The sequence below is a fragment of the Rhodanobacter caeni genome (genome assembly GCF_039523575.1).
Taxonomy (GTDB): Bacteria; Pseudomonadota; Gammaproteobacteria; order Xanthomonadales; family Rhodanobacteraceae; genus Rhodanobacter; species Rhodanobacter caeni.
The window spans coordinates 138,071-161,697 of record NZ_BAAAFO010000002.1 but is presented as its reverse complement, the minus strand read 5'-3'; the positions used below and the strand labels follow the sequence as shown (position 1 = coordinate 161,697).

At 67.6% G+C, this 23,627-nt stretch carries 17 protein-coding genes; 5 read left to right on the top strand and 12 right to left on the bottom strand.

The features are described 5' to 3' along the window. Positions 1 to 10: 10 nt before the first annotated feature. The 7 genes from ABD017_RS05295 to ABD017_RS05265 all read right to left on the bottom strand — a co-directional run bounded on the left by ABD017_RS05295 (position 11) and on the right by ABD017_RS05265 (position 9,953). A complete protein-coding gene (locus ABD017_RS05295; RefSeq protein ID WP_343880924.1) occupies positions 11 to 1,969 on the bottom strand; it encodes a pyrroloquinoline quinone-dependent dehydrogenase in 1,959 nt (652 codons plus the stop codon). Then, positions 1,966 to 2,295, bottom strand: a complete 330-nt coding sequence (locus tag ABD017_RS05290) for a hypothetical protein (protein ID WP_343880922.1) — start codon at positions 2,293 to 2,295, stop codon at positions 1,966 to 1,968. The genes ABD017_RS05295 and ABD017_RS05290 overlap by 4 nt, the downstream gene beginning before the upstream one ends. A gap of 262 nt (positions 2,296 to 2,557) precedes the next feature. Then, positions 2,558 to 3,904, bottom strand: a complete 1,347-nt coding sequence (locus ABD017_RS05285; RefSeq protein WP_343880920.1) for a glycoside hydrolase family 27 protein — start codon at positions 3,902 to 3,904, stop codon at positions 2,558 to 2,560. A gap of 207 nt (positions 3,905 to 4,111) precedes the next feature. Further along, entirely contained in the window at positions 4,112 to 5,551 is a 1,440-nt protein-coding gene (uxaC, locus tag ABD017_RS05280) for a glucuronate isomerase (protein WP_343880918.1), read from the bottom strand. A 67-nt stretch (positions 5,552 to 5,618) separates the two neighbouring features. Beyond that, positions 5,619 to 8,480, bottom strand: coding sequence for a glycosyl hydrolase 115 family protein (locus ABD017_RS05275; RefSeq protein WP_343880916.1), 2,862 nt, complete (start codon positions 8,478 to 8,480; stop codon positions 5,619 to 5,621). Next, a complete protein-coding gene (locus tag ABD017_RS05270; RefSeq protein ID WP_343880914.1) occupies positions 8,477 to 8,626 on the bottom strand; it encodes a hypothetical protein in 150 nt (49 codons plus the stop codon). Before ABD017_RS05270 ends, ABD017_RS05275 begins: the two co-directional genes overlap by 4 nt. 25 nt (positions 8,627 to 8,651) lie before the next feature. After that, the gene (locus ABD017_RS05265) at positions 8,652 to 9,953 is read right to left on the bottom strand and encodes an MFS transporter (RefSeq protein WP_343880912.1); all 1,302 of its coding nucleotides are present in this window, start codon (positions 9,951 to 9,953) and stop codon (positions 8,652 to 8,654) included. Positions 9,954 to 10,316: 363 nt separating this feature from the next. Here ABD017_RS05265 and ABD017_RS05260 point away from each other — a divergent pair, with 363 nt between their 5' ends. From ABD017_RS05260 to ABD017_RS05245, 4 genes are all read left to right on the top strand, one after another. Then, the gene (locus tag ABD017_RS05260) at positions 10,317 to 13,220 is read left to right on the top strand and encodes a TonB-dependent receptor (RefSeq protein WP_343880910.1); all 2,904 of its coding nucleotides are present in this window, start codon (positions 10,317 to 10,319) and stop codon (positions 13,218 to 13,220) included. Positions 13,221 to 13,420: 200 nt separating this feature from the next. Beyond that, positions 13,421 to 14,923 carry an MFS transporter gene (locus tag ABD017_RS05255; protein ID WP_343880908.1) on the top strand — a complete coding sequence of 501 codons (1,503 nt, stop codon included), beginning with the start codon at positions 13,421 to 13,423 and terminating at the stop codon, positions 14,921 to 14,923. Between the two features lie 17 nt (positions 14,924 to 14,940). Beyond that, positions 14,941 to 15,957, top strand: coding sequence for a glycoside hydrolase family 43 protein (locus ABD017_RS05250; protein WP_425543694.1), 1,017 nt, complete (start codon positions 14,941 to 14,943; stop codon positions 15,955 to 15,957). Further along, positions 15,947 to 16,780, top strand: a complete 834-nt coding sequence (locus tag ABD017_RS05245; RefSeq protein WP_343880903.1) for an aldose epimerase family protein — start codon at positions 15,947 to 15,949, stop codon at positions 16,778 to 16,780. Before ABD017_RS05250 ends, ABD017_RS05245 begins: the two co-directional genes overlap by 11 nt. A 165-nt stretch (positions 16,781 to 16,945) precedes the next feature. On the opposite strand, the gene rpoD is transcribed toward ABD017_RS05245, so the two are convergent. Together rpoD and dtd are read right to left on the bottom strand one after the other, a co-directional pair. Then, positions 16,946 to 18,832 carry an RNA polymerase sigma factor RpoD gene (gene rpoD / locus ABD017_RS05240; RefSeq protein WP_343880901.1) on the bottom strand — a complete coding sequence of 629 codons (1,887 nt, stop codon included), beginning with the start codon at positions 18,830 to 18,832 and terminating at the stop codon, positions 16,946 to 16,948. A 155-nt stretch (positions 18,833 to 18,987) separates the two neighbouring features. Then, positions 18,988 to 19,428, bottom strand: coding sequence for a D-aminoacyl-tRNA deacylase (gene dtd, locus ABD017_RS05235; RefSeq protein ID WP_343880899.1), 441 nt, complete (start codon positions 19,426 to 19,428; stop codon positions 18,988 to 18,990). Positions 19,429 to 19,565: 137 nt separating this feature from the next. Here dtd and ABD017_RS05230 point away from each other — a divergent pair, with 137 nt between their 5' ends. Beyond that, positions 19,566 to 20,453 carry an LpxL/LpxP family acyltransferase gene (locus tag ABD017_RS05230; protein ID WP_343880897.1) on the top strand — a complete coding sequence of 296 codons (888 nt, stop codon included), beginning with the start codon at positions 19,566 to 19,568 and terminating at the stop codon, positions 20,451 to 20,453. A 1-nt stretch (position 20,454) separates the two neighbouring features. Here the strand turns inward: ABD017_RS05230 and ABD017_RS05225 are convergent, their stop codons facing one another. The 3 genes from ABD017_RS05225 to ABD017_RS05215 form a co-directional block, all read right to left on the bottom strand. After that, positions 20,455 to 20,769: a tetratricopeptide repeat protein gene (locus ABD017_RS05225; RefSeq protein ID WP_343880895.1), complete on the bottom strand. Its 315-nt coding sequence runs from the start codon at positions 20,767 to 20,769 to the stop codon at positions 20,455 to 20,457. Continuing rightward, a complete protein-coding gene (locus ABD017_RS05220) occupies positions 20,766 to 22,613 on the bottom strand; it encodes a glycosyltransferase family 39 protein (RefSeq protein WP_425543693.1) in 1,848 nt (615 codons plus the stop codon). The genes ABD017_RS05225 and ABD017_RS05220 overlap by 4 nt, the downstream gene beginning before the upstream one ends. A 168-nt stretch (positions 22,614 to 22,781) precedes the next feature. Continuing rightward, entirely contained in the window at positions 22,782 to 23,597 is an 816-nt protein-coding gene (locus ABD017_RS05215; protein ID WP_343880891.1) for a glycosyltransferase family 2 protein, read from the bottom strand. Positions 23,598 to 23,627 lie beyond the last annotated feature (30 nt).

Below are 23,627 nucleotides of genomic sequence, written 5' to 3'. Positions count from 1 at the left end.
GCGCGCCAGGCTAATCCTCGGGCAATGCATACACCACGATCTGATCCCCCACCTGGTCCTTCAGGATGGTGTTGCCGCCGGCCACGAAGGCCACGTATTCGCGGCCCTTGTATTCGTAGACGGCCGGGTTGGCGACCGCCGGCGCCTGCGCCTGGTCGGACCAGAGCTCCTTGCCCGTCGCCAGGGAATAGGCGCGGACCTTGGCGTCCATCGAGGCGCCGATGAAGATGACGCCGCCGGCGGTGACCGCCGGGCCGCCGATGGTGGGCGAGCCCCAGCTTTCGGGCATGAAAAAGCCGTATTGCTGGGAGGCGCCCACGGGGCGGCGCCATTTCACCTGGCCGGTGTGCATGTCCAACGCCACCAGTTCGCCGAACGGCGGTTTCCAGCACGGCATGCCCAGCCAGTTGCGCGCCACCTCCAGGCGCATGCCGTAGGGCGCGCCCATCTGCGGGGCGAAGCCCGATTCGTTGCCCGAACCCTTGTCGGCCTTTTCGTAGGCTTTGCGATCGTAGAGTTTCACGTACTGCACCAGGCGCGAGGTATTGACCACGGCCGTCTGGCTCACCGGATCGAACGCCACGCCACCCCACTGCACCGCGCCGGCGCTGTCGGGAAAGGCCAGCGTGCCCTCGCCGCGCGTGGTGGGCGGCGTATACATGCCACGGTATTCCAGCTTGTTCCACAGCCGCGAGCACTGGCCCGCGCCGACCGCATCGGCCAGCGGCCACACGTCGGGTTTGCGGGACTGGTCGAGCAAGGGCTTGGGCAAGGTCGGGAAGGGTTGCGTGGGCGACAGGTGCTCGCCCTTCACCGAGCCGTCGCCGCCGGGCACCGGCCGCTCCTCGATCGGCCACACGTCCTCGCCGGTCTTGCGGTTGACCACGAACAGGAAGCCCATCTTGGTCGCCTGGATCAGCGCCGGGATGGCCTTGCCGTCGACGGTGATATCCACCAGCGTGGGCGCCGAGTCGACGTCGTAATCCCACACGTCGTGATGCACCCATTGCCGCGACCACACCACCTTGCCGGTGGCGACATCCAGCGCGGTGGTGGAGGTGGCGTACGGCGCGTCCCCGGTGCGGTTGCCGCCCCAGAAATTGGGCGAGGGCGACGACACCGGCAGGTAGACCAGGCCGAGCTTCGGATCGGCCGACATCTGCGTCCACACGTTGGCGGTACCGCTGTGCTTGCGCATCTGCGGGGTCAGCGCCTCGAACGTCCACTCGCGCTCACCGGTCCGTGCATTGATCGACCACACCGTACCGGCCGGCGCGTGCTCGTACGCCCAGTCCTTGCCCGCCCAGCCCAGGATCAGGTGATCGCCCACCACCGTGGGCGGTTGCAGCAGCGACAGCGGCCATTTCTTCGGCGTGTTGTTCCAGCGGTTGACGTCGAGCACGCCGTGATCGGCAAAGCCGGCGCACTTCCTGCCCGTGTCCGCATCGAGTGCGAACAGTCGCGCATCCATCGTGCCCATGTAGACGATCTTCTGGCACGGCGCGCCCGGCACCGGATTTGCCGCGGCCCAGTACGCCACGCCGCGATTCTTCAGCACCGGCTGGGTGGTCGCCTTCAGCGGCGTATGCGTGTCGAAGCTCCACTTCGGCCTGCCGGTGGCCGGGTCCAGCGCGATCAGGCGATAGAAGGGCGTGCCGATGTAGATCGTGTCGTTGGCGAAGATGGGCGTGGCCGACCACACCGTGGCCGGCACCTTGCCGCTGCCATCGGACACGTCGCCGGTATGGAATTCCCACACCTTCCGCAGGTGCTGCACATTGGCGGCGGTGATCTGGGTGAGCGGACTGTACTTCTGCGCGTTGAGCTGCCCATGGAAGCTGTCCCACGTGGCTTGTGGCGGCGCGGCGCTGCCCGCTTCGGCCGGCGTGGCGGGCGGCTGTGCGCGCAGCGACGAAGGGCCTGCCACCAACAGCACGGCGACCGTCGCGATGGCGAGCTTCGGCTTCATGCGCGTGCCGTGTGGCTGGTGCCGGCAGGACGAACCGTCTCGACAACCACGCCGGCCAGCCCCACGCCCATGGCCACGCAGATCCACCATCGATGCAGCAGCAAGGCCGCAAAGCAGGTGGCCAGAAGCAGCAGCACGATCGCCACGCGCAAGGTGACCCGCGCCCCGTGCTTGAGGGAGACACGCTGCGCCAGCGCCAGCACCGCCAGCACCGCGCAGGCCACGATGACCGCCAACGCGCCCAGCGTTCCCGTCACACCGGTCAATGGGGTGAAATACGCGTAGAGCGCGAGGGCGAGCCCTGCAATCGCGCTGGCGAGGAGCACGATCACGCCAGGCGGGAATGAGCGAAGCGGAGCCATCGACATCGGTACCTGCATGGGAGGAAACGCTGCAGACACGCCAAGCCAGGGCCGAACCGGGGCGCGCGTGGCACGTCATCACGTTCGGCATGAAGGGGTGGCCGGCAGCCAGCAGAGCTTCGCGCGGATCACGCGCAGGTGAGGTGAAGCCGTCCGGGCGACGACGGCACGGTGGCCGACAAGCCAGCCGCCAGGGGCTGGCGCATGAATCCGGTCGCGCGGTCGCTCAGCGCCGCAATTCGAGCAGCAGAACGCCGTGCGGCGCCACCGTGTGGTTCACGCCGGCCAGCTGGCCCAGGCGCTTTGCCGCCCACACATCGCGCACCGCATACGTGCCGCCGGCAAGCCCGTACGTCGCAAACGCGGCCTTTATCGCGGTGGCCGCATCGCCGGTGTTGAACAGCGCCAGGTAGTCTGCGCCGTCGGCGTGCGTGGTCCAGGCGATGACGTCGCCATGCTGTCCCGCCAGCCGCTGGCTTTCGCCGCGCTGATCCATCGCGATTACCGCCGGGTTGGTCAGCAACGCCTGCGTCCAGTCATCGAGCCGGGTGAGGTTGCCGCCGAAAAACAGCGGCGAGCGGGCGATGGACCACAGCGTCACCAGGGTGCGCTGTTCGTCGCGGGTCAGTCGCGTGGTGCGCGGTTGGCCGTCGCCGGGCACCGGACCCAGCCAGCCCAGCGGAAGCATGTCGGCGTCGGGCCAGTTGCCGGACTTCACGTGGCGGGCCCAGCTGGCGATCATGGCGAACTGCGCCTTCACGTTCTGCGACCACTCGCCGTTGTCGTCCCAGTGGTCCCAGACGTCCTGCGAGATGCGCCAGAGTTGCGCGTTGCGCCCCAGTTCCACGGCTTGTTCCAGCGGCGCGGGGCCGGGCGAGAGGCTGAGGACGATGGGCCGCCCCGTCTTCGCGATCGCACGATGGATCATCGCGATCTCGTCGCCCTTGTAAGGATGCGAGGCGATGCAGTCGACCTTGATGTAGTCGACGTCCCAGCTGGCGTACTGCTGCATCAGGGCGTCGTACCAGGCCTGGCCCGCGGCGTTGTCCTTCACGCCGAAGTTGTCCGGATTCCAGGGGCAGGTGTCGCCGGTGTCGGCCGCATCGACGGCGTGGAACGCGCTGTGGGCGATCGGCAGGTTCGCGCTTACCGCCTGCTTGGCGATGCCGCGGATGATGTGGATGCCGAACTTCAAGCCTTGCGCGTGGACGTAGTCGGCCACCGGCTTGAATCCCGCCGCCCCTTTTGCCGTGGCGAAGCGGTTGAGCGCGGGTTCGTAGCGTCCGTTGGCATCGATGCGGTAATGCAGCGTCTCGGGCTTGGACGCATCCTGCGGGTTGGCCAGATACCAGCCTTCATCCACCACGGCGTACTGATAGCCAGCCGCTTTCAGCCGCTTCGCCAGCGCGTCCACGTTGGCGCGGAACTGCGGTTCGTCGATGGTCAGGCCGTACGAATCCCAGCTGTTCCAGCCCATCGGCGGCGTGGGGGCCAAGGTGGCCGGCGCCGCTTGTGCTTGCGCCGCCACAACCAGGGCTGCCGTGCCCACCATCTGCAAAAGGGTCTTCAACATGTCCGTGCGCCTTGGTTGAGTCATCGCGGGCGAAGGTCACCGGTCGTGGCGTTCCAGGGATGGCCTGAGCAAGTCGTCATCCCAGCGAGGCGCTCCTCAACGGCCGAAGGGCCGGTCAAGCTGGGACCCAGTGCCTCGGCAACCTCATTGAAGACACTGGATTCCAGCTTTCGCTGGAATGACGAGCAAAGGTTGTTCAGACCTTCCCTAGAGCTTGTACGCCTGCTTCGGCAGCCGGTACGCCAGATCCACCGCCACCTCCGCCGCTTCGTCCTCGTCCAGCCGATGCTCGGCCACCAGCTTGGCCAGGAACGCGCAGTCGATGCGGCGGGCCACGTCGTGGCGGGCGGGGATGGACAGGAAGGCGCGGGTGTCGTCGTTGAAGCCGACGGTGTTGTAGAAGCCGGCGGTGCTCAGGGTCTGTTCGCGGAAGCGCCACATGCCCTCGGGCGCGTCGTGGAACCACCACGCCGGACCCAACAGCAAACACGGGTAATGGCCGGCCAGCGGGCCCAGTTCGCGCGAGTACGTGCTTTCGTCCAGGGTGAACAGGATCAGGCGGAAGTTCGGTTCGTTGCCGAAGCGATCCAGCAGCGGCTTGAGCGCGTGCACGTACTCGGTGCGCACCGGGATGTCGGCGCCCTTGTCGCGGCCGAATTTGTCGAACAGGCCCTGGTTGTGGTTGCGGAAGCAGCCCGGATGCAACTGCATTACCAGGCCGTCGTCCAGGCTCATGGCCGCCATTTCGGTGAGCATCTGGCCGCGGAAAGTGGCCGCCTGGGCCGGCGTGAACTGGCCGCGCACGATCGCGTCGAACAGCTTGCGCGCCTCGTCGATCGGCAGGTCGGCGGTGGTGCAGTCGGGGTGGCCGTGGTCGGTGGAGGTGGCGCCCATCGATGCGAAGAACGCGCGGCGCTGGCGATGGGCGCGCAGGTAGCCTTCCCACGTATGGACGTCCTCGCCGGTGATCTCGCCGAAGTACTGCAGCGCGCTGGGGAACTGCTCGTGCTCGGGGTCGATCACCGGGTCGGGCCGGTAGGCGGTGATGACGCGCCCGCTCCATCCGCTGTCGCGGATCGCCGCGTGATGGGTCAGCGGATCGAGCGGCGATTCGGTAGTGGCGATCACCTCGATGTTGAAGCGTTCGAACAGTGCGCGCGGACGGAACGCGTCGGTCTGCAGCGCCCCGGTGATGGTGTCGTAGTACGCGTCCGCGCTGCCCGCATCCAGCCGCTGGCGCAGGCCGAACACTTCATGGAAGACATGGTTCAGCCACATCGATGACGGCGTGCCGCGGAACAGGTGGAAGCGCTCGGCGAACAGCCGCCACGCCGCGCGCGGGTCCACCTTTGCGCGCGTGCCATCGCGGCGCGGAATGCCCAGCGCGTCCAGCGGCACGCCCTGGCTGTAGAGCATGCGGAACACGTAGTGGTCCGGCACCAGCAGCAGCTCGGTCGCGTTGACGAACGGCGCGTTGCCGGCAAACCACGCCGGGTCGGTATGGCCGTGCGGACTGACGATGGGCAGTTGCGCCACCTGCGCGTACAGGCGGTGGGCGATGGCGCGCTGCGTGGGGTCGGAGGCGAACAGGCGGTTCTCGTCGAGGACGAGCGGCGTTGACTGGGAGGAGTTTCCGGCAAGGCTCATGGCGATGGCATATCAGCAGTGGGGAATGGCTCCATTCTCCTCGCAACGGAGGAGAACGGAGGTGTGATCAACGGCGGATGCTCTCGGGCGCGCCCAGGTAGCTGTCGCGCAGCGGGCCGCGCACGATCTCGATGCGCTGGAACACCACGCCCGGATCGATGCGCCACAGCGTCAGCGTCTGCGCGCCGGCCCTGGCCTTGTGCTGCGACACCACCACGTCGACGCTGTTGGCCACGGCCTTGCTCCAGGCGACGAAATCCGCCGCGCCCGGCGTGGGGTCGAGCTTGATCGTCACGATCTGCGGCGCTTCGTCACCGATCGAGACGCCGAAACGCAGGCCGTCGCCGCCGCGGAAATCCAGCGTGGGCGAGACGGTGACACGCACGTCCACCTCGCCATCGCGCTGCAGCCAGATCGGGTATTCGAGTCGCGGACTGTTGCCGCCAGGAACGCTGCTCGGCGCCGTGGCCGGCAAGGCGGTGACGCCGGAAAGCGTGCGGCCCAGGTTAGGGATCGTGGTCCATTGCACGCCGTCACCATCGACCTGGCGCGCATGGTGCGCGGCCTCGATGGCAACGACGCCGCCGCTTTCGATGAAGCCGTGCATGCGGGTGTCGTCGCGCCGCACCGGCACGTCGATGTGCACCTCGGTGCCGTCGCTGCCGCGCAGATACAGTTCGGCGGTGTGCGCCCCCGGCGGCACGGCTTTCCAGTCGACCGCCAGGTGCAGCGTGCTGGCGTCGGTGACCTTGCCGCTGGCCGGCGTGACCTGCAGCCACGGCTGCGACGGCTTCGCCTGGAAGGTGAACGGCGCGCCGCCGCGGTTGAACACCACCACGTCCTGCGTGGCGGCGCCGTACGATTCCAGCGGCGCCAGCTGCGCGCGTTGCGCGACGTGTGGCAGCGCACGCGGGTCGCCCTCGATCGCCACGCCCATCACGCCCTTGGCCGGCACATCCACGTGCGACAGCGCCGGCAGTACGTTGCGCTCGGGCTGCTGCCAGTAGGTATAGCCGATGTGCGTCTGCGACATCATGTGCGCCCACTTGCCGCCGGCGATGTCGTGCTCGTACACGCGCGCCAGTTCGGCGTCACGCGCGAACAGGCGCCTGGCCTCCGCCGCCCACGCGTTGGCCGAGGCGCGGCCCTGCTGCGCGTACAGCCGGTTGCGCGCCACCGCCACGTACAGGGCGTTGAGGTTGGCACTGGCCAGGATCGGGTATTCGACCAGTTCGTAGTACGCGTCGCGGTAGGTGCTGCCCAGCGCCTTGCCGATCTGCTGCGCCTTGTCGGCCAGCGCCTGCCAGTCGGCCAGCACGCGTTCGGCTTCGTGGTAGTTCGTGAGGCTGTACGTGTCCGGCGACAGCAGCTCCGGTTTGCGCCGCGCGTTGTACTGCGTGTAACGGGTCAGCAGCTCGCCGATCGCGGTGGCGTGCTCGCTGCCGAACTGCTGCGCGGCCCAGCTGGCGGCATAGCCTTGCAATCGTTCAAGCGTCATCGCCTGCGGGTTCCACGCCAGGTCGAGGAAGAAGCTGAGCGGGAATTCCAGCGGCTTGATATCGCCCACGTTGGCGATCCACAACTGGTTGGCGCCGTAGGCCGAGGCCAGCCGCATCTGCTCCCAGGTGCGCTCGATTTGCGTGGTGTTGATCCACTTGTAGTTGCGCGGCCCGCCCACGTAGTCGAAGTGGTAGTAGATGCCGTAGCCGCCGCCGCGCTTGTCGCCCAGCTTGGGCACGCGGCGCAGGTTGCCCCAGTTGTCGTCGGCAAACAGCAGCGTCACGTCGTCGGGCACGCGCATGCCGGCGTCGAAATAATCCTGCACTTCCTTGTACAGCGCCCACACCTGCGGGGTCTGGTCGGCCGGCTTGCCGGTGACGTCGGCGATGATCCTGCGCTGGTCGGTGACGATGCGTTCGAGCAGGCCGATGGCCGTGCCCTGGGTCATCGGCTCGTCGCCGTCGCCGCGCATGCCCACGGTCACCAGGCTCTCGTGGTGATCCATGCGCTCGATGCCGCCACGCCAGAACGTGCGCAGGGCCTGGGCATTCTTCGCGTAATCCCAGGGGCCGTGGCCGTAGCGCGCCCACTCGGCGTGGGCGCGCATCAGCGGTTCGTGGTGCGAGGTACCCATCACCACGCCGTATTCATCGGCCAGCACCGGGTTCTGCGGGTCGTCGTCGGCAAACGCGCTGCCCCACATCGCCGGCCACAAGGTGTTGCCCTTCAGGCGCAGGATCAGCTCGAAGACGTGGGCGTAGAACTTGTGGTTGAAGCCGCCGAACCGCGCCCGTGCGAAGCCGCCGAGCGCGGGCTCCTCGTCGTTGATGAAGATGCCGCGGTAGCGCACCACCGGCGCATCCACGAAGCGCCCTGGTGCGGTGTACAGCGCCGCGCGCTGCGGCACCGGCACGTCGGCCCACCACGTCCACGGCGACACGCCGATGCGGCGCGACACCTCGTAGATGCCGAAGATGGTGCCGCGCTTGTCGGCGCCGATGACCAGCAGCGCGCGGTCGATGCCCGGCTCGGGATGCGCGACCACCTGCAGCGTGTACGCCTCCCAGCGGCCGCTCACGTCGCTCACGTCGATGTGCCTGTCGCGCACGATGCGGTCGATGCGCGGGCTGTGGCCCAGCGTGCCGACGATGATCGCGCTGCGGCCGGCGGCCGGCGTGCCGGTGGTGAACGTCGCCTGCGCGCCCGCCACGGCGGAAAGGTCCGCCTGCAGGTCGTGCGCGGCGCGCAGCACGCCGGGGTGATCCTGCGCATCGGCCACGACGGTGGCCGGCTTGCCGGCCTCGATCAGCGGCAGCGCGCCGGGCACGGCTTGCGCGCACACGGCGGCCGGCTGCGCGCAATCGGTGGCCGCGTACGCGTGGCTGGCCACCAGCAGCGCGAGCGCGAAGACAACCCGGCGCACGCTCACGCGATCATCCCCTGGATGTCGCCCACCTCGCCGTATGGCACCGGCATCGCCGCGCGCGCCAGGTCATCGGCCGCTTGCGAGGGACAGTGGACGCCACCCTGAAAGCCCGATCGACCGAAAGCCGGGACTATTGCGGACATCTCCATGGTCAAGCTCCGGTGGGTTGTTCGATCAGGGGCGCGCCGGGGCGCTTTCGAGCGCCACCGGCCGCAGCCGCGGCGCCAGCAGGTGCACCGCCAGCAGGGCCAGCAGGTACGCCGAGCCGGCCATGATGAACAGCGGCACGTAGCTGCCGGTGGCCTGCAGCAGGAAGCCGGCGAAGGTGGCGATCAGCATGCCGCCGACCGCGCCGGCAAAGCCGCCGATCCCGACCACCGACGCCACGGCGCGGCGCGGGAACAGATCCGAGGCCAGCGTGAACAGGTTCGCCGACCAGCCCTGGTGTCCCGCCGTTGCCAGCCCGATCAACGCCACGGCCACCCACATGTGGCTGGCGTTGGCCGCAAACACGATGGGCACCACGCAAAGGGCGCAGGCCGCCATGGCGCCCTTGCGGGCGCGATTGGCGCTCCAGCCGCGACGGATCAGGTAACCGGCCAGCCAGCCGCCGGCGATGCTGCCGACATCGGCGGTCACGTAGATCGCGATCAGCGGCAGCCCCAGTTCCAGCAGCGACAGGCCATACGTGCTGTGCAGGAACTTCGGCAGCCAGAACAGCAGGAACCACCAGATCGGATCGGTCATGAACTTGCCGACGATGAACGCCCACGCCTGCCGGTGGCGGACGATGGCCGCCCACGGCACGCGGGTGGCGGGTTCGGCGGCATCGCTCTGGATGTATGCCAGTTCGGCGGGCGACAACTTCGGCTGGCGCTCCGGCGTGCGGTAGGTGATCAGCCAGGTGGCCAGCCAGGTGGCGCTGAGCACGCCGGTAAACAGGAATGCCGCCTGCCAGCCCCAGGCCACCGCGACGATGGGCACCACCATTGGCGCCACGATGGCGCCGATGTTCGAGCCCGAGTTGAAGATGCCGGTGGCCAGTGCGCGCTCGCGGCGCGGAAACCATTCGGCAACGGTCTTGATCGCGGCCGGGAAGTTGCCCGCTTCGCCCAGCCCCAGCGCGAACCGCGCCAGCGCAAACCCCAGCACGCTGGCGGCCAGCGTGTGGCTCATCGCGGCAAGACTCCAGATGCCGATCGAGAGCGCGTAGCCGATGCGCGTGCCGAAGCGGTCGATGATCGCGCCGGCGCACAACAGGCCGATGGCGTAGGCGCACTGGAACGCGGTGACGATGTAGCCGTATTCGATCTCGTTCCAGCCGATCTGGTTCTGCAGGAACGGCGCCAGCACGCCCAGCACCTGGCGATCGATGTAGTTGAGCGTGGTGGCCGCCAGCAGCAGCGCGCAGACGCGCCAGCGGTAGCGGCCAACCTTCTGCGGCGGCGGTGATGAGGCGACGTCGATGACACCCATGTCAGTTTCCTTCCGGCTGGTGATCCGCTGCCATGGCGGCAGCGGCGCGTGGAGGTTCAGGTCATGCGGTTCATGCGGTCGGACCGGCGCGGGCCGGTCCGCTGGATGATAGCGCTATCAATGGGCGCCTCCCGATGCGGCCGGACCGTCCGCGGAGATCGTTCGCGCATCACATCACAACTGCTTGTTTTACCGCTTTATGCCACATCCGTGCATGGCCCGTCGAATGTTGCTGTGCAGCGTGCGGGGCTACAGTGTTAGCGCTATCTTCGGGAGCTGGTACCGTGGCCCATCGCGTGCGATGGGCCGCACCAGCGTTCCGGGGGGAGAACAACACGAAACCCCAAATCGGGAGGAGACACGGTGCAAAAACATATCGCAAGAACGGTGCTGTCGCAGGCGCTGGGGCTGGCGCTGCTGGGCGCGATGAGCGGCGCCTACGCGCAGGATGCAACCGTGCCGGCACAGCCGGCCACCCAGGCGCAGGACGCCGCCGGCAGTTCCACCGATCCGCAGAAGACAGCCAAGCAACTGGCCACGGTCAACGTCAGCGGCAGCTACCGCAACAGCCTGCAGTTCTCCACCGAGGCCAAGCGCGACGCCACCGGTTTCACTGACTCGATCTTCTCCGAGGACATCGGCAAGTTCCCCGACACCAACATCGCCGAATCGCTTAACCGCATTCCCGGCATCCAGTTGAACCGTGACGTCAACGGCGAAGGGCTGAGCATCGCCGTGCGCGGCCTTGGCAGCAGCTTCACCCGTACCACGATCAACGGCAATTCGGTCGCCACCGCGTCGATCGGCCTGGATGCGACCAACCAGAACCGCGAAGTCGACCTGAACCTGTTCCCGACCGAATTCTTCACCCAGTTGACCGTCTACAAGACGCCCAAGGCCAGCCTGCCCGAAGGTGGCGTGGCCGGCGTGGTGGACATGCGCAACGCCCACGCCTTCGACAATCCCGGCACGCACCTGACCTATTCGCTGCAGGCCGCGGACAACAGCATCGCCGACAAGATCGCGCCGCAAGGCTCGGTGATCGGCAGCTGGACCAACGATGCCGGCACCTTCGGCGTGTTGGTGGGCGTCTCGTCGGTGCGCGGCAAGATGGCCGTGGACAGCTGGGAAGATGGCAATGGCGGCTGGATCGACCCGGGCCTGACCGACGTGCAGTGCGGTGGCGATTGTGGCCGCAGCCCATCGTCCAACCGCTGGCGCATTCCCGACGTGGTGCCGGACAACAGCAGCACCATCGCGGCGGGCCTGACCCCGGGCGACACCATCGACGCGGCCTGGTTGCAGGCGCACAACAGCGGCCTGAGCACCGGTCAGATCGGCGACGCCCTAGTGCCCTACCTGCCCCGTCCGGTGAGCATGCGCGGCAACCGCGATCGCGACGCGCTGCTGGGCTCGGTGGAATTCCGCCCGTCCGAGAGCGCGCATTTCTGGGTCGACTACCTGTACAGCAAGGCCAAGCGCACCAACAAGCGCATCGACATGAACCTGGTGGCGCGCAACAACAACGCCAACGGCATGATCCCGATCGACATGCAGGTGGATGACGATGGCGTGGTCACCAACGCCACCTTCAGCAATGCGCAGTTCTTCCTCGAAGCGCGCCCCTACAACGAGAACGTCGACTACTGGCAGGTCGACCCGGGCGCCACGTTCTGGTTCGGCGACAACGACGATATCAAGCTGGACGTGCAGGGCGGTACCAGCCGCAGCTGGATGCGCCGCGACTCGCCGACCATCCTGGTGGCGTCGCCGTTCACCAACGTCACCTACACCAACAGCAACGGCATGCCGGTGGTGACCTCGGATCTCGACCTCAACGACCCCAATCTCGGCTGGTCGTGGACGGGCGGCCGCGTCAACGTGCAGAACGAGCATCGCCTGACCAAGACCAAGAACGCGCGCGTCGATCTGCAACTGGGTGGCGACGACAAGAACAACGTCAAGGTCGGCATCGCCTGGGACAGCAACTACCGCAAGATCCAGGGCTTCGACAACAGCGCCGCCTGGCAGAGCTACGTGTTCTCGCAGATTCCCGATGCGTCCCTGCCGCAGTACCTGAAGCCGGGCCCGGGCTTCATCACGGCCGATTTCGGCCCGTTCATGGATGCCACCGACTACGCCCAGTACCGCGACAGCGCGCCGGAAGGTGGCATCACCAACAACACGGCGCAGACCGGCAGCTTCAACGAGATCAACCGCGCCGCCTACGTCGAGTTCAACGAAGCCAGCGACGTCTGGGATCGCGAACTGCGCATCAACGCCGGCGTGCGCTACGCCACCACCGACCAGAACATCAGCGGCCCGGTAACGCTGGGCGGCGTGCGTCAGTGGCAGACTTTCGACAGCTCCTACAGCGAGTGGCTGCCCTCGTTGAGCGCGGCCTGGGATGTGGCGCCGAACGTGGTGGTGCGCATGTCCGGTTCCAAGACGATGACCCGTCCGAACCCCAGCGCGATGCTGCCGGCAACCTCCTTCACCGGCATCGGTGCGGACCGGGCCAAGCAGGGCAATCCCAACCTGTCGCCGTATACCTCGACCAACTTCGACCTGGGCGGCGAGTGGTACACCGGCGGCGAGGGCTACGTGGGGCTCACCTTCTTCAACAAGCGCGTGGAAGGCTACACGTACACCGGCGAAAACCACCTGACGCTGGCGCAGCTGGGCGTGCCGTACAGCTCGCTGGATGCAACCCAGCAGGCGCAGGTGGACGCCAACGGCGGCTACGACAACTTCGTCGTCAACGTGTCGCAGCAGGTCAACGCCAATGCCGCGTTGAACGTGCGTGGCTGGGAAGCGACCTGGGTGCAGCCGCTGGACTTCGCCCTGAAAGGCCTGGGCATCATGGCCAACTACACCAAGCTGAAGCTGACCACGGAAGGCCACGACGCCAGCGCGCTGGCGGGCAACATCTATGGCGTTTCGCCGAAGATGTGGAACAGCACGCTGTACTGGGAAAACTACGGCGCATCGGTACGGCTGTCCTACAACTGGCAGCAGGGCGCCAAGGGCTCGGCGACCAATGCGAACAGCATCCCGTTCGCGTACTACTACGGCGCCGATCGCGGCCAGCTGGATCTGTCGGCCAGCTACACGCTGGCCAGCCTGCCCAGCCAGCCGCAGATCACGCTCAACGTGCAGAACCTCACGGACAAGGCGATCACGTCATACTTCGGTTTGAACAGCATGGTCGACAAGTACTACGAGCCAGGTCGTACCATCACCCTGGGGATTCGCGGTACGTTCTGATGCAACAGGCCGCCGTGCCGTAGTCGGCGGCAGCGACACCGGCGGCCCGCCCGATGCAGACGCATCGGGCGGGCCGCCACATGTGCGACATCGATTGCCCTGCGTTCGGTGCGCCGCCATACACAACGGCGGTCGCCAGGCGGAGGGCGAAGGTGGCGTGATACTCCTCTTGAGGCGCGACAGCGCGGAAGCGTTCCATCATGAAACCATCCACAACCACGCATAGCGCCACCGACCGGCTTTCGGTCACGGAAAAGGTCGGTTACAGCCTGGGCGACCTGGCGGCCAACCTGATCTTCCAGACGCTGATCACGTTCCTGGCCTTCTTCTATACCGACGTTTTCGGCATTCCCGCCGGCACGGCGGCCAAGATCATCTTCGTCGTCGGCCTGCTGGGTGCGTTCGTGTTCACCCCGCTGGTGGCGTTGCTGGCCGACCGCACCCATTCGCGCTGGGGCAAGTTCCGGCCGTGGATACTGTGGACCGCGATCCCCTTCGGCGCTCTGGCGCTGCTGGCCTTCAGCACGCCCGACCTGGCGCCGGGCGGCAAGGTCATCTACGCGGCCACCACCTACACCTTGCTGGTGATGGTCTACGCCGCCAGCAACCTGCCGTACTCGGCGCTCAGTGGCGTGCTGACCGGCAACATGGCCGAGCGCAACAGCATGTCGGCCTACCGCTTTGTGGCGGTGATGGTCGCCCAGCTGATGGTGCAGTCGCTGCTGCTTCCGCTGGTGCTGATCCTCGGCGGTGGCGACAAGGTGCAGGGCTTCCACAACGCGATGCTGCTGTTCTCGGTGGTCGGCACGGTGTTCCTGCTGATCACCTTCTTCACCACCCGCGAGCGCATCGTTCCGGCGCCGGAGCAGAAATCCAGCGTCCGCCAGGACCTGGCCGACCTGGCCGGCAACCGTCCGTGGATGGTGATGCTGGTGCTGACCATCATGGTGTTCACCACGCTGGCGCTGAAGGGCGGCACCTACGTCTATTACTTCGAGTATTACCTGGACGAATCGGCGCTGGCGGCGTTCCTGCACGACATCGGCTTCAACCGGCTCATCGACGGCCTCAATGCGTTGCTCACCGGCATCGGCCTGACCGAGTTCAAGTGGCCGGAAGATCCGGCGACCTCCGCGTTCAGCCTGTTCAACGCCGGCGGCATCATCTTCATGATCGTCGGCATCGGCTTCTCCAAGCGGCTGGCCGACCGCTTCGGCAAGCGCGACGTGTTCGGCGCGGCGCTGTTCGTCTCCACCTTGTTCCTGCTGGCATTCCTGGCCTTCCCGCCGGACCGGATCGGGCTGGTGTTCGTCGCGCAGATCCTGCACGGCTTCTTCTACGGCATCACCATTCCGCTGTTGTGGGCGATGACCGCCGACGTGGCCGACTACTCGGAGTGGAAAAACAACCGCCGCGCCACCGCGATCATCTTCTCGGCCATGCTGTGCGGCCTGAAGCTGGGCTTGAGCATCGGCGGCGCGCTGGTCGCCGGCATCCTCGCCCACTATGGCTACGAGGCCGGCGCGCCGACCCAGGCCGCCGCCACGGTCGACGGCATCCGCCTGTCGGTGAGCCTGTACGCCGCGCTGCCGTTCCTGGCCTGCGTGGGGCTGCTGTTCTTCTACAAGATCAACAAGCCGATGGAGTCGCGCATCGAGCGCGAGCTCGGGCAGCGTCGGCAACTGGCTGAGGAGGCCGTCTGATGTCCACTCTTCCCGTCGTGCCGGACAACCCCACCCCGGCCGAGATCGAGGCGCTGAAGGCGCGCGCGATTTCCTCGCCCCTGGTCACGCACATCTACACCGCCGACCCCTCCGCGCATGTGTTCGACGGGGCGATCTACATCTACCCGTCGCACGACATCGAGGGCGGCGTGCCGTTCAACGACAACGGCGACCACTTCTGCATGGAGGACTACCACGTCTTCCGCATGGCGTCGCCGGACAGCGAGGCGGTCGATTGCGGCGTGGCCCTGCATGTGAAGGACGTGCCCTGGGCCGAGCGGCAGATGTGGGCGCCGGATGCCGCGCGCAAAAACGGCAAGTACTACCTGTATTTCCCGGCCAAGCGCGCCGACGGCATCTTCCAGATCGGCGTGGCCGTGGGTGACCGGCCGGAGGGGCCGTTCAAGCCCGAGCCCACGGCGATCGAAGGCAGCTACTCGATCGACCCGGCGGTCTATGCGGACGACGATGGCGAGCACTACATGTATTTCGGCGGCCTCTGGGGCGGCCAGCTGCAGAAATACCGCGACAACACCTACGCCGAGGCGAACGAGGAGCCGGCGGCGGACGAGCCGGCGCTGGGGCCGCGCGTGGCCAGGCTCGACGCGGCCATGACCGGCTTCGCCGAAGCGCCGCGCGAAATCGTCATCCTCGACGAGGAGGGCAAGCCGCTGCGGGCGGGCGACCACGAACGGCGCTATTTCGAAGGGCCGTGGATGCACCGCTACAAGGGCACGTATTACCTGTCCTATTCCACCGGCAACACGCATTTCCTGTGCTACGCCACGGCCGACAACCCCTACGGGCCGTTCACCTACCGCGGCCGCATCCTGTCACCGGTGGTGGGCTGGACGACGCATCACTCCACCTGCGCCATCGGCGACAAGTGGTACCTGTTCTATCACGACGCGTTGTTGTCCGGCGGCGTGACGCACCTGCGCTCGATCAAGATGACGGAGTTGCAGCACGACGAGCAGGGCCGGATCGTGATGCTGCACCCCTATGGCGGCTGAGCCGGCAGCACCGGACGCGGATGTCACCGCGGACCTGCCGCCCGGGCCGCTGCTGCGCATCGGGCACGGGCCGCTGACGGTCGATGTTGCGCCCGTGGCCGGCGGACGGGTGGCGCAGGTGATGTTCGATGGCGTCGCCTGGCTGGTGGACTACAGCGTGAACAACCAGGCGGCGATCGCCTGGGGCAGTTTTCCCATGCTGCCCTGGGCCGGCCGCGTGCGGAACGGCAAGTTCGATTTCCTGGGGCCGCGCCAGTTGCCGGTGAACCTGGGCGACCACGCCATCCACGGCGTGGCGCTGCTGCTGCCGTGGCAGGTGGACGACCACTCGGCCACGCACGTGGCGATGTCGCTGCCGTTGCCGCGCGACCACCGGTGGCCGTTCGGCGGCCGCGCCCACCAGCGCATCGAGGTGGGCGAGCGGGCATTGCACATGACGTTGTCGGTGAGCGCCGGGGAACAGGCCATGCCGGTCACCCTGGGCTGGCATCCCTGGTTTCTGAAACCCGACCGGCTCGACTTCCAGCCGTCGCGCTACTACCCCCGCGACGCCGAAGGCATGGCGACCCTGCCGCTGGCCGGGCCGCCGCCGGGGCCATGGGACGATTGCTTCATCAACGACCAGCCGGTCGTGCTCACGCGCGGCCTGCAGCAACTGCGGCTGACGTCGAGTTGCGATCACTGGGTGGTCTACGACCAGCCGGCCCATGCCACCTGCGTCGAGCCGCAGAGCGGCCCGCCCGATGCCTTCAATCTTGGCCTGGCGCAACAGCTTGAGCCGGGCGCCACGCTGTCGGCGTGGTACCGCCTGGCGTGGGATTGATCCGCACGCCACGCCGACAGCTGTTGTAGGAGCGGCTTCAGCCGCGACGCTCTTCGACCACTACCCAAAAGCGTCGCGGCTGAAGCCACTCCTACAGAAAAACGCCGTCCCAACGAAGAAGCCCCGCACTTGGCGGGGCTTCTTCGTTATCAGTGCGGGCAGCGGCTATTCCACGTCGAGGAATGAGCGCAGCTGCTCCGAGCGGCTGGGGTGGCGCAGCTTGCGCAGGGCCTTGGCCTCTATCTGGCGGATGCGCTCGCGGGTGACGTCGAACTGCTTGCCGACTTCCTCCAGCGTGTGGTCGGTATTCATGTCGATACCGAAACGCATGCGCAGCACCTTCGCCTCCCGCGGGGTGAGGCCGCCGAGCACGTCGCGCACGGTTTCCATCAGGCCGGTTTCCGTGGCCGAGTCGATCGGCGAGCTGGCGTTGCCGTCCTCGATGAAATCGCCCAGGTGGGAATCCTCGTCGTCGCCGATCGGGGTTTCCATCGAGATCGGTTCCTTGGCGATCTTCAGCACCTTGCGGATCTTGTCCTCGGGCATCTCCATTTCCTTGGCCAGCTCCTCCGGCGTGGCCTCGCGGCCGAACTGCTGCAGCATCTGGCGGGAAATGCGGTTCAACTTGTTGATCGTCTCGATCATGTGCACCGGGATGCGGATGGTGCGCGCCTGGTCGGCGATCGAGCGCGTGATCGCCTGGCGGATCCACCAGGTGGCGTAGGTCGAGAACTTGTAGCCGCGGCGGTATTCGAACTTGTCCACCGCCTTCATCAGGCCGATGTTGCCCTCCTGGATCAGGTCCAGGAACTGCAGGCCGCGGTTGGTGTACTTCTTGGCGATCGAGATCACCAGGCGCAGGTTGGCCTCCACCATTTCCTTCTTGGCGCGGCGCGCGCGCGCCTCGCCACTGGCCATGGCGCGGTTGATGTCCTTGATGTCGATCAGCGGCAGGAACAGCTTGCGCTCGATCGCGGCCAGCTTCTCCTGCTCGGCATCGATCGCCTCGCGGTGGGTCTTCACGTTGGGCGACCACTTCTGGCGCTTGCGGCTCAGCTCGGCCGCCCACTCCATGTTGCCCTCGTTGCTGGGGAAGGTCTTGATGAACTCGGTCTTGGGCATCTTCACCTGCTTGACGAAGATGTCCATCAGCGCGCGCTCGTGGTGGCGGATGTCGCCCACCACCTCGCGCAGCTTGCGCACGAAGCCGTCGATCAGCGCGCTGGGCAGCTTGAGCTTCAGGAACTCCTCGGCCATCTGGTCGCGCAGCTTCACGATCTTCTTGTCGGTGATGCTGTCGGCCTTGGGCGCGGCCTTCTGGAACTTCTCGTAGTACCCGCGCAGCAGTTCCATGCGGCGCTTCACCTCTTCCGGATCGGGACCGCTGGGACCGGCCTCCTCCTCGTCGGTGGACTCGTCGTCGCTGTCGTCCTCGCCGTCCGACTCCTCGTCCAGGCCCAGCTCCGCGGCTTCGGCGGCCGCCGCTTCCTTCTCCTTGCGGGCCAGGTCGGCGGCCTCCTCCAGGTCGAGGAAGCCGGCCAGGATCTCGCTGAGGCGGCGCTTGCCGTCCAGGTGCTGGTCGTATTCCTCCAGCAGCAGCTCGATGGTCAGCGGGAAGCTGGCCAGCGCGGTCTGCACCTGGCCCAGGCCTTCCTCGATGCGCTTGGCGATGGCGATCTCGCCCTCGCGGGTGAGCAGCTCGACCGTGCCCATCTCGCGCATGTACATGCGCACCGGGTCGGTGGTGCGGCCCACTTCGGCGTCGACCGCCGAGAGCAGCGCCACGGCCTCTTCGGCGGCGGCCTCGTCGTCGCCGGAGGTGTTGCCGGGGGCGACGCCGTCGGCGATGGTGTCGGTGTCGGGCGCGGCGTCATGGACCTCGATGCCGACGCCCTTGAGCACCGCCATGATGTCTTCGATCTGCTCCGGGTCGACGACGTCGTCGGGCAGGTGGTCGTTGATCTCGGCGTACGTCAGATAGCCCTGCTCCAGACCCTTGGAGATGAGCGCCTTGATTTCCGACTGTTGCTCGTGGGGAGCTTTGCTATTCATTAACCGACCACCGCGGGGTTCAAGAACCGGACATTATAGCGATATGCTGCTTTTCTGACCAGTTTGCAAGTGAGAAATCGTCAGGATGGACTACGCAAAAAGCGCGCCAGATCGGGGCCTTGCGTGGTTTTCCGGGGCGAGGCGCCGACGTGGCATCAGCCCGTGTCGAGCCGGAACGTCACCGGCCCATCGTTGACCAGCCGGATCACCATATGGGCACCGAAGCGCCCGGTTTCCACCCCCGGGTGTGCGGCGCGCGCCAGCTCCAGCAGCCGGTCGAACCAGCGGCGGGCGTGCTCCGGTGACGCGGCGGTGGTGAAGCTGGGCCGCATGCCGGAGCGGGTGTCGGCGGCCAGGGTGAACTGGCTGACCAGCAACAGGCCACCGCCGGTATCGGCCAGCGAGCGATTCATGCGCCCGGCGTCGTCGCTGAACACGCGGTAGCCGAGCAGGCGCTCGAGCATCCGCCGCGCCTGGGTTTCGCCGTCGTCCGGCTGCACCGCCACCAGTGCCAGCAGGCCCGGCCCGATCGCGCCAACGCACTCCTGCTCGACCTCGACTTCGGCAGACAGGACGCGCTGGATCAGGGCAATCATGGCGGCTCGACGAAAGCGGGAAGCGCACAGCTTACGGCGCCAGCGGAGTCGGCGAAAGACCGCGCGGCGGGCGCTTTTTGCGCCTCGATGCCGACCCGAGCGGCGGATTCTTCGGCGGCCTCACGTAAACTTCGTGGATGCGCCCCGACGTCTATCTGCTCTATCTCCTGCTGCGTCTGCTCGCCCTGCTGCCATTGCGCCTGTTGCATGGCGCCGGTGCGCTGCTGGGCGGCCTGCTGCTGTGGCGGAACGGCCGCACCGCCCGCAACACGGCGGTGAACCTGCGCATCGTGCGGCCGCAACTGGATGCCGAGGCACAGGCCGCGCTGCTGCGTGACGTGATGAGGGAGAGCGGCAAGTCGGTCACCGAGATCATCAAGATCTGGGGCAGCGGCGCGCAGCGGTCGCTGGGCCTGATCCGCGAAGTGCGCGGCGAGGCCTTGCTCGACGAGGCGCTGGCGGCGGGCAAGGGCGTGATCATCGCCGCTCCGCACCTGGGCTGCTGGGAGCTGCTCAATTACTGGTTGGGCAGCAAGATGCCGCTGGCCATTCTCTACCGCCCGCCCCGGATCGCGGCGATCGAGGCGCTGCTGCGCAAGGTGCGCGGCGCGCTGGCACCCGAGCAGGTGCGCGCCGACGGCGCGGGCGTGCGTGCGCTGTACAAGCGGCTGGCCGCCGGTGGCACGGTGGGCATCCTGCCCGACCAGAAGCCGCGGGCGGGCGAGGGGCAGGTGGTGCCGTTCTTCGGTCGCGACGCGTTGACGATGGTCCTGCTGCCGCGGCTGGCCGCGCGCACCGGCGCCACCGTGCTGTTTGCCTTCGCCGAGCGGCTGCCGCGTGGCGCGGGTTATCGCATCCGCCTGCAGGGGGCGCCGCCGCAGCTGGACGACACGGACCCGGCAGTGGCCTGCAACGCGCTCAACCGGGGCGTGGAAGCCTGCGTCGAGCAGGCCTTTGCGCAGTACCAGTGGCAGTACAAGCGCTTTTCGGGCAACGGCTGGCCCAGCCCCTACGACGCCCGCTGAATCAGTCCAGCCGGCGCAGGAACACGGCCATTTCCTTCTCCGCCTGCTTGTCGCCGCGTTGCGCGGCGGCGGCCATGCCGCGGCGCCATGCGTCGGCGGCCGCCGGCTGCTGGCCGGCGGCGAGGCAGGCCTTGCCCAGCGCCTTCCACGCCGCGGAATAGCCCGGGTCGAACGCCACCGCGCGCTGCAATTCCTCGATCGCCGCGGCCGCGTCGCCGTCGTCGAGCAGGGCGGTGCCCAGCGAGAAGCGCAGCAGCGCGCCGTCGCGCGGTCCGCCGCACTGCTGGCGCAGGCTGGCGATGCGCGGTGCGCTCACGGTTGCACCCGGTAGCGCCAGTCGTCGGCCGGATAGACCTGGGTGGGCCGGCTGGGCTCGGGCGGCGTGTGGCCTTCGCGCAGGTCCGCCAGCGATTGCGCCGGCCATACCGCCAGCCACGACGAACGGAACGGCTGCACCAGCAGGGCGTAGCGCAGGTCGTTGGCATCGAGCGTCTGCGGGTGCGTCACCACCACCGCATCCGGGTGCTGGCGCGCGAAATCCTGCAGTGCCTGGTCGCCATACAGCTCGGTGATCGGCTGGGTCAGCCGTCCGGCGAAGTGGAACTCGCCGGCGTAGTTGCCCAGATAGCCGATCGATCGATGCGCCTGTTCGACCGCGCCCAGCAGGCGGGCCGCGGGGCGGATGTCGTAGTTGCTCCACAGGGCGAGCGTGAACAGCGTATTGAGCGACAGCACGCCGATCAGCCCGGCGATCGCCAGCCGCCGCAATTCGCCGCGGCCGCGCAGCAGCAGCAACCCGCCCAGCAGCAGGAATACCACGCTGAAATAGCGGGTATACGGCGCGGCATCGGTGGCCCAGTCGCCGACCAGCACATGCCTGTCCACCAGCAGCGGCAGCGCGAACAGCAGGACCGCGAACACGATGCCGCCCACGCCCAGCGGCCAGGTACCCAGCCAGCCATGCGTGGCCAGCACCGGATGACGTTCGCGCAGCATGGCGATGCATCCGGCGATCAGCAGTGTCACCCCGGCCAGCTCCGGCAGCAGGTAATAGAGCTGCTTGCCGCTGATCAGCGAAAACACGAACAAGCCCGGCAGCAACCAGCACAGCGCGAATCGCAGGCCCGGCTCCAGCGGCCGTCGCAGCAGGGCGATCGACAGCGGCGCCAGCAACAGGCCCACCAGCAGTTTCGCCGTCCACGGCCAGGCACCGGGAATCAGCGCCACCACCACCAGGCCCACCAGCGCCAGCAGCGAAAGCCACAGCGCGGGCCGGATACCGCGCTCCCATGGCCGGCGCAGCAAGGTTGCCGCTACCGCCACCGGCGCGCGCGGCCAGCCGCTGAACGGAAACAGCAACGCCGGCAGACACAGCAGGTACCACCACGCGGGCTGGGCGTGGTTCTGCAGATCCTTGCCGCGGGACAACTCGTCGACCACGCGCCCGGCCGTCTGCGTGAAAAACAGCCGTTGCCGGTAAGCCTCGCCACCGGACAGCCCGGCCGGCAAGGCCCACGCCAGCAACATCGCCGCCGCCAGCAGCAGCGAGAGCACGCCGCGCCCGTACCAGCGGGCCCGGTGCTCGCGCGCCCAGTCGTTCCACAACGGACCGAGCAGCCACGGAAACACCACGTGCAGCAGCATCACCGGGCCCTTGGTCAGCAGGCCCAGCCCGATGCAGATGCCGAACAGCAACCAGCGCGGCTCGGCCCGGCGCGCCTTCGGCGTCAGGCACAGCAGCGCCGCCAGCGTCCACACCGCCAGCAGCACGTCGTACATGATCTGCAGGCCGAACAGGAACGCATAGCCCAGCGCCAGCAGCATCCACGGCGCCGCCTTGGCCATCCACGGCCGGTTCGGAAACAGCCGCTGCGCCAGCGTGGACAGCAGCACCAGCTGGGTGGCGCCGAACAGCACTTCCAGCACGCGCGGCCACACGTCGTTGACGCCGAACACGAACCAGCCGCCCTGGATCAACCAGAACAGCAGCGGCGCCTTCTCGCTGTACGGCTCGCCATTGATGTGCGGCACCAGCCAGTGGCCCTGGTTGAACATCTCCCAGGCCACCGCCAGCGTGCGCGTCGAATACAGCGGCATCGGCCCGTGCGAAAAAATGGCCAGCAGCGCCACCACCGTCCACAACAACAACCACGACCACATGGCGCGCAGGTTTTCGAGACGGCTATAGGCGTTGACGGGCACGGGAAAACTCTTGGCTGAGAGGCAGCCGATTCTAGCCTGCGGCGCATCGCGGCAACGTGGCGGACGACGCAGATCGTACCGGCTGGCGCGGCGCCAAGCGGTCGTCGCGTACCGTGACCGGCGCGCTCAGCGATCCAGATCGTGGCGGATCAGCACGTCGCCGGCCATCTCCACCGACGCCGGGTTGCGGCACATCTCGTAATAGCGCATGCGCTTGTAGACCGCGTAGCTGGCGTTGGTCTGCGACACCGCGAAGCCGCGCCAGCCGTCCAGCATGGCCAGGCGCACCACGTAATCCTTGAAGAAGGTGGTGACGAACACCAGCGCGCAATCCCACATGCGCGGCTTGCGCCCCTTCTGCCGCCAGTCGCGCGCCTTCAGCTCCGCATAGCGCAGCACCTTCAGGCCCTTGTGCACCAGGGTGGGGTTGTTCTCGTGCTCGAACGGCGCCCGGAACGACGCCTGCGGGCCGCTCCAGGCCAGCGATTCATGCACCCGCACGTCGCGCCAGCGGGCGCGGTCGCGATGGTACAGGCGGGCCAGCTTCTCGCCGACCATCGGCCGGTACCAGCGCATCGGCGCGCCCATGTACAGCGTGCGCCGGCGCAGGATGCCCACGCAGGCGTCGGACGCCATGACCTGCGGCAGCCGTTGTTCCAGCTCGCGCGCCAGCTCCGGCGACAAAAATTCATCGGCATCGAGGGCAAGAATCCAAGGATGGCTGGCCTGGGTGGTGCCGACATTGCGCTGCGGGCCGAAGCCCAGCCAGTCCTGGTGCACCACGCGGGCACCGTGGGTGCGCGCCACCTCGAGCGTGGCGTCGGTGCTGCCGCAGTCGATCACCAGCTTTTCCGCGGCGAACGGCACGCTGTCCAGGCAGCGGCCGATCACGGCCGCCTCGTTGTGGGTCATCACGACCAGGGTCAGGGGAAGCTGGGACATGCGGCGACTCTACCAGTCAAGGCCAGGGGC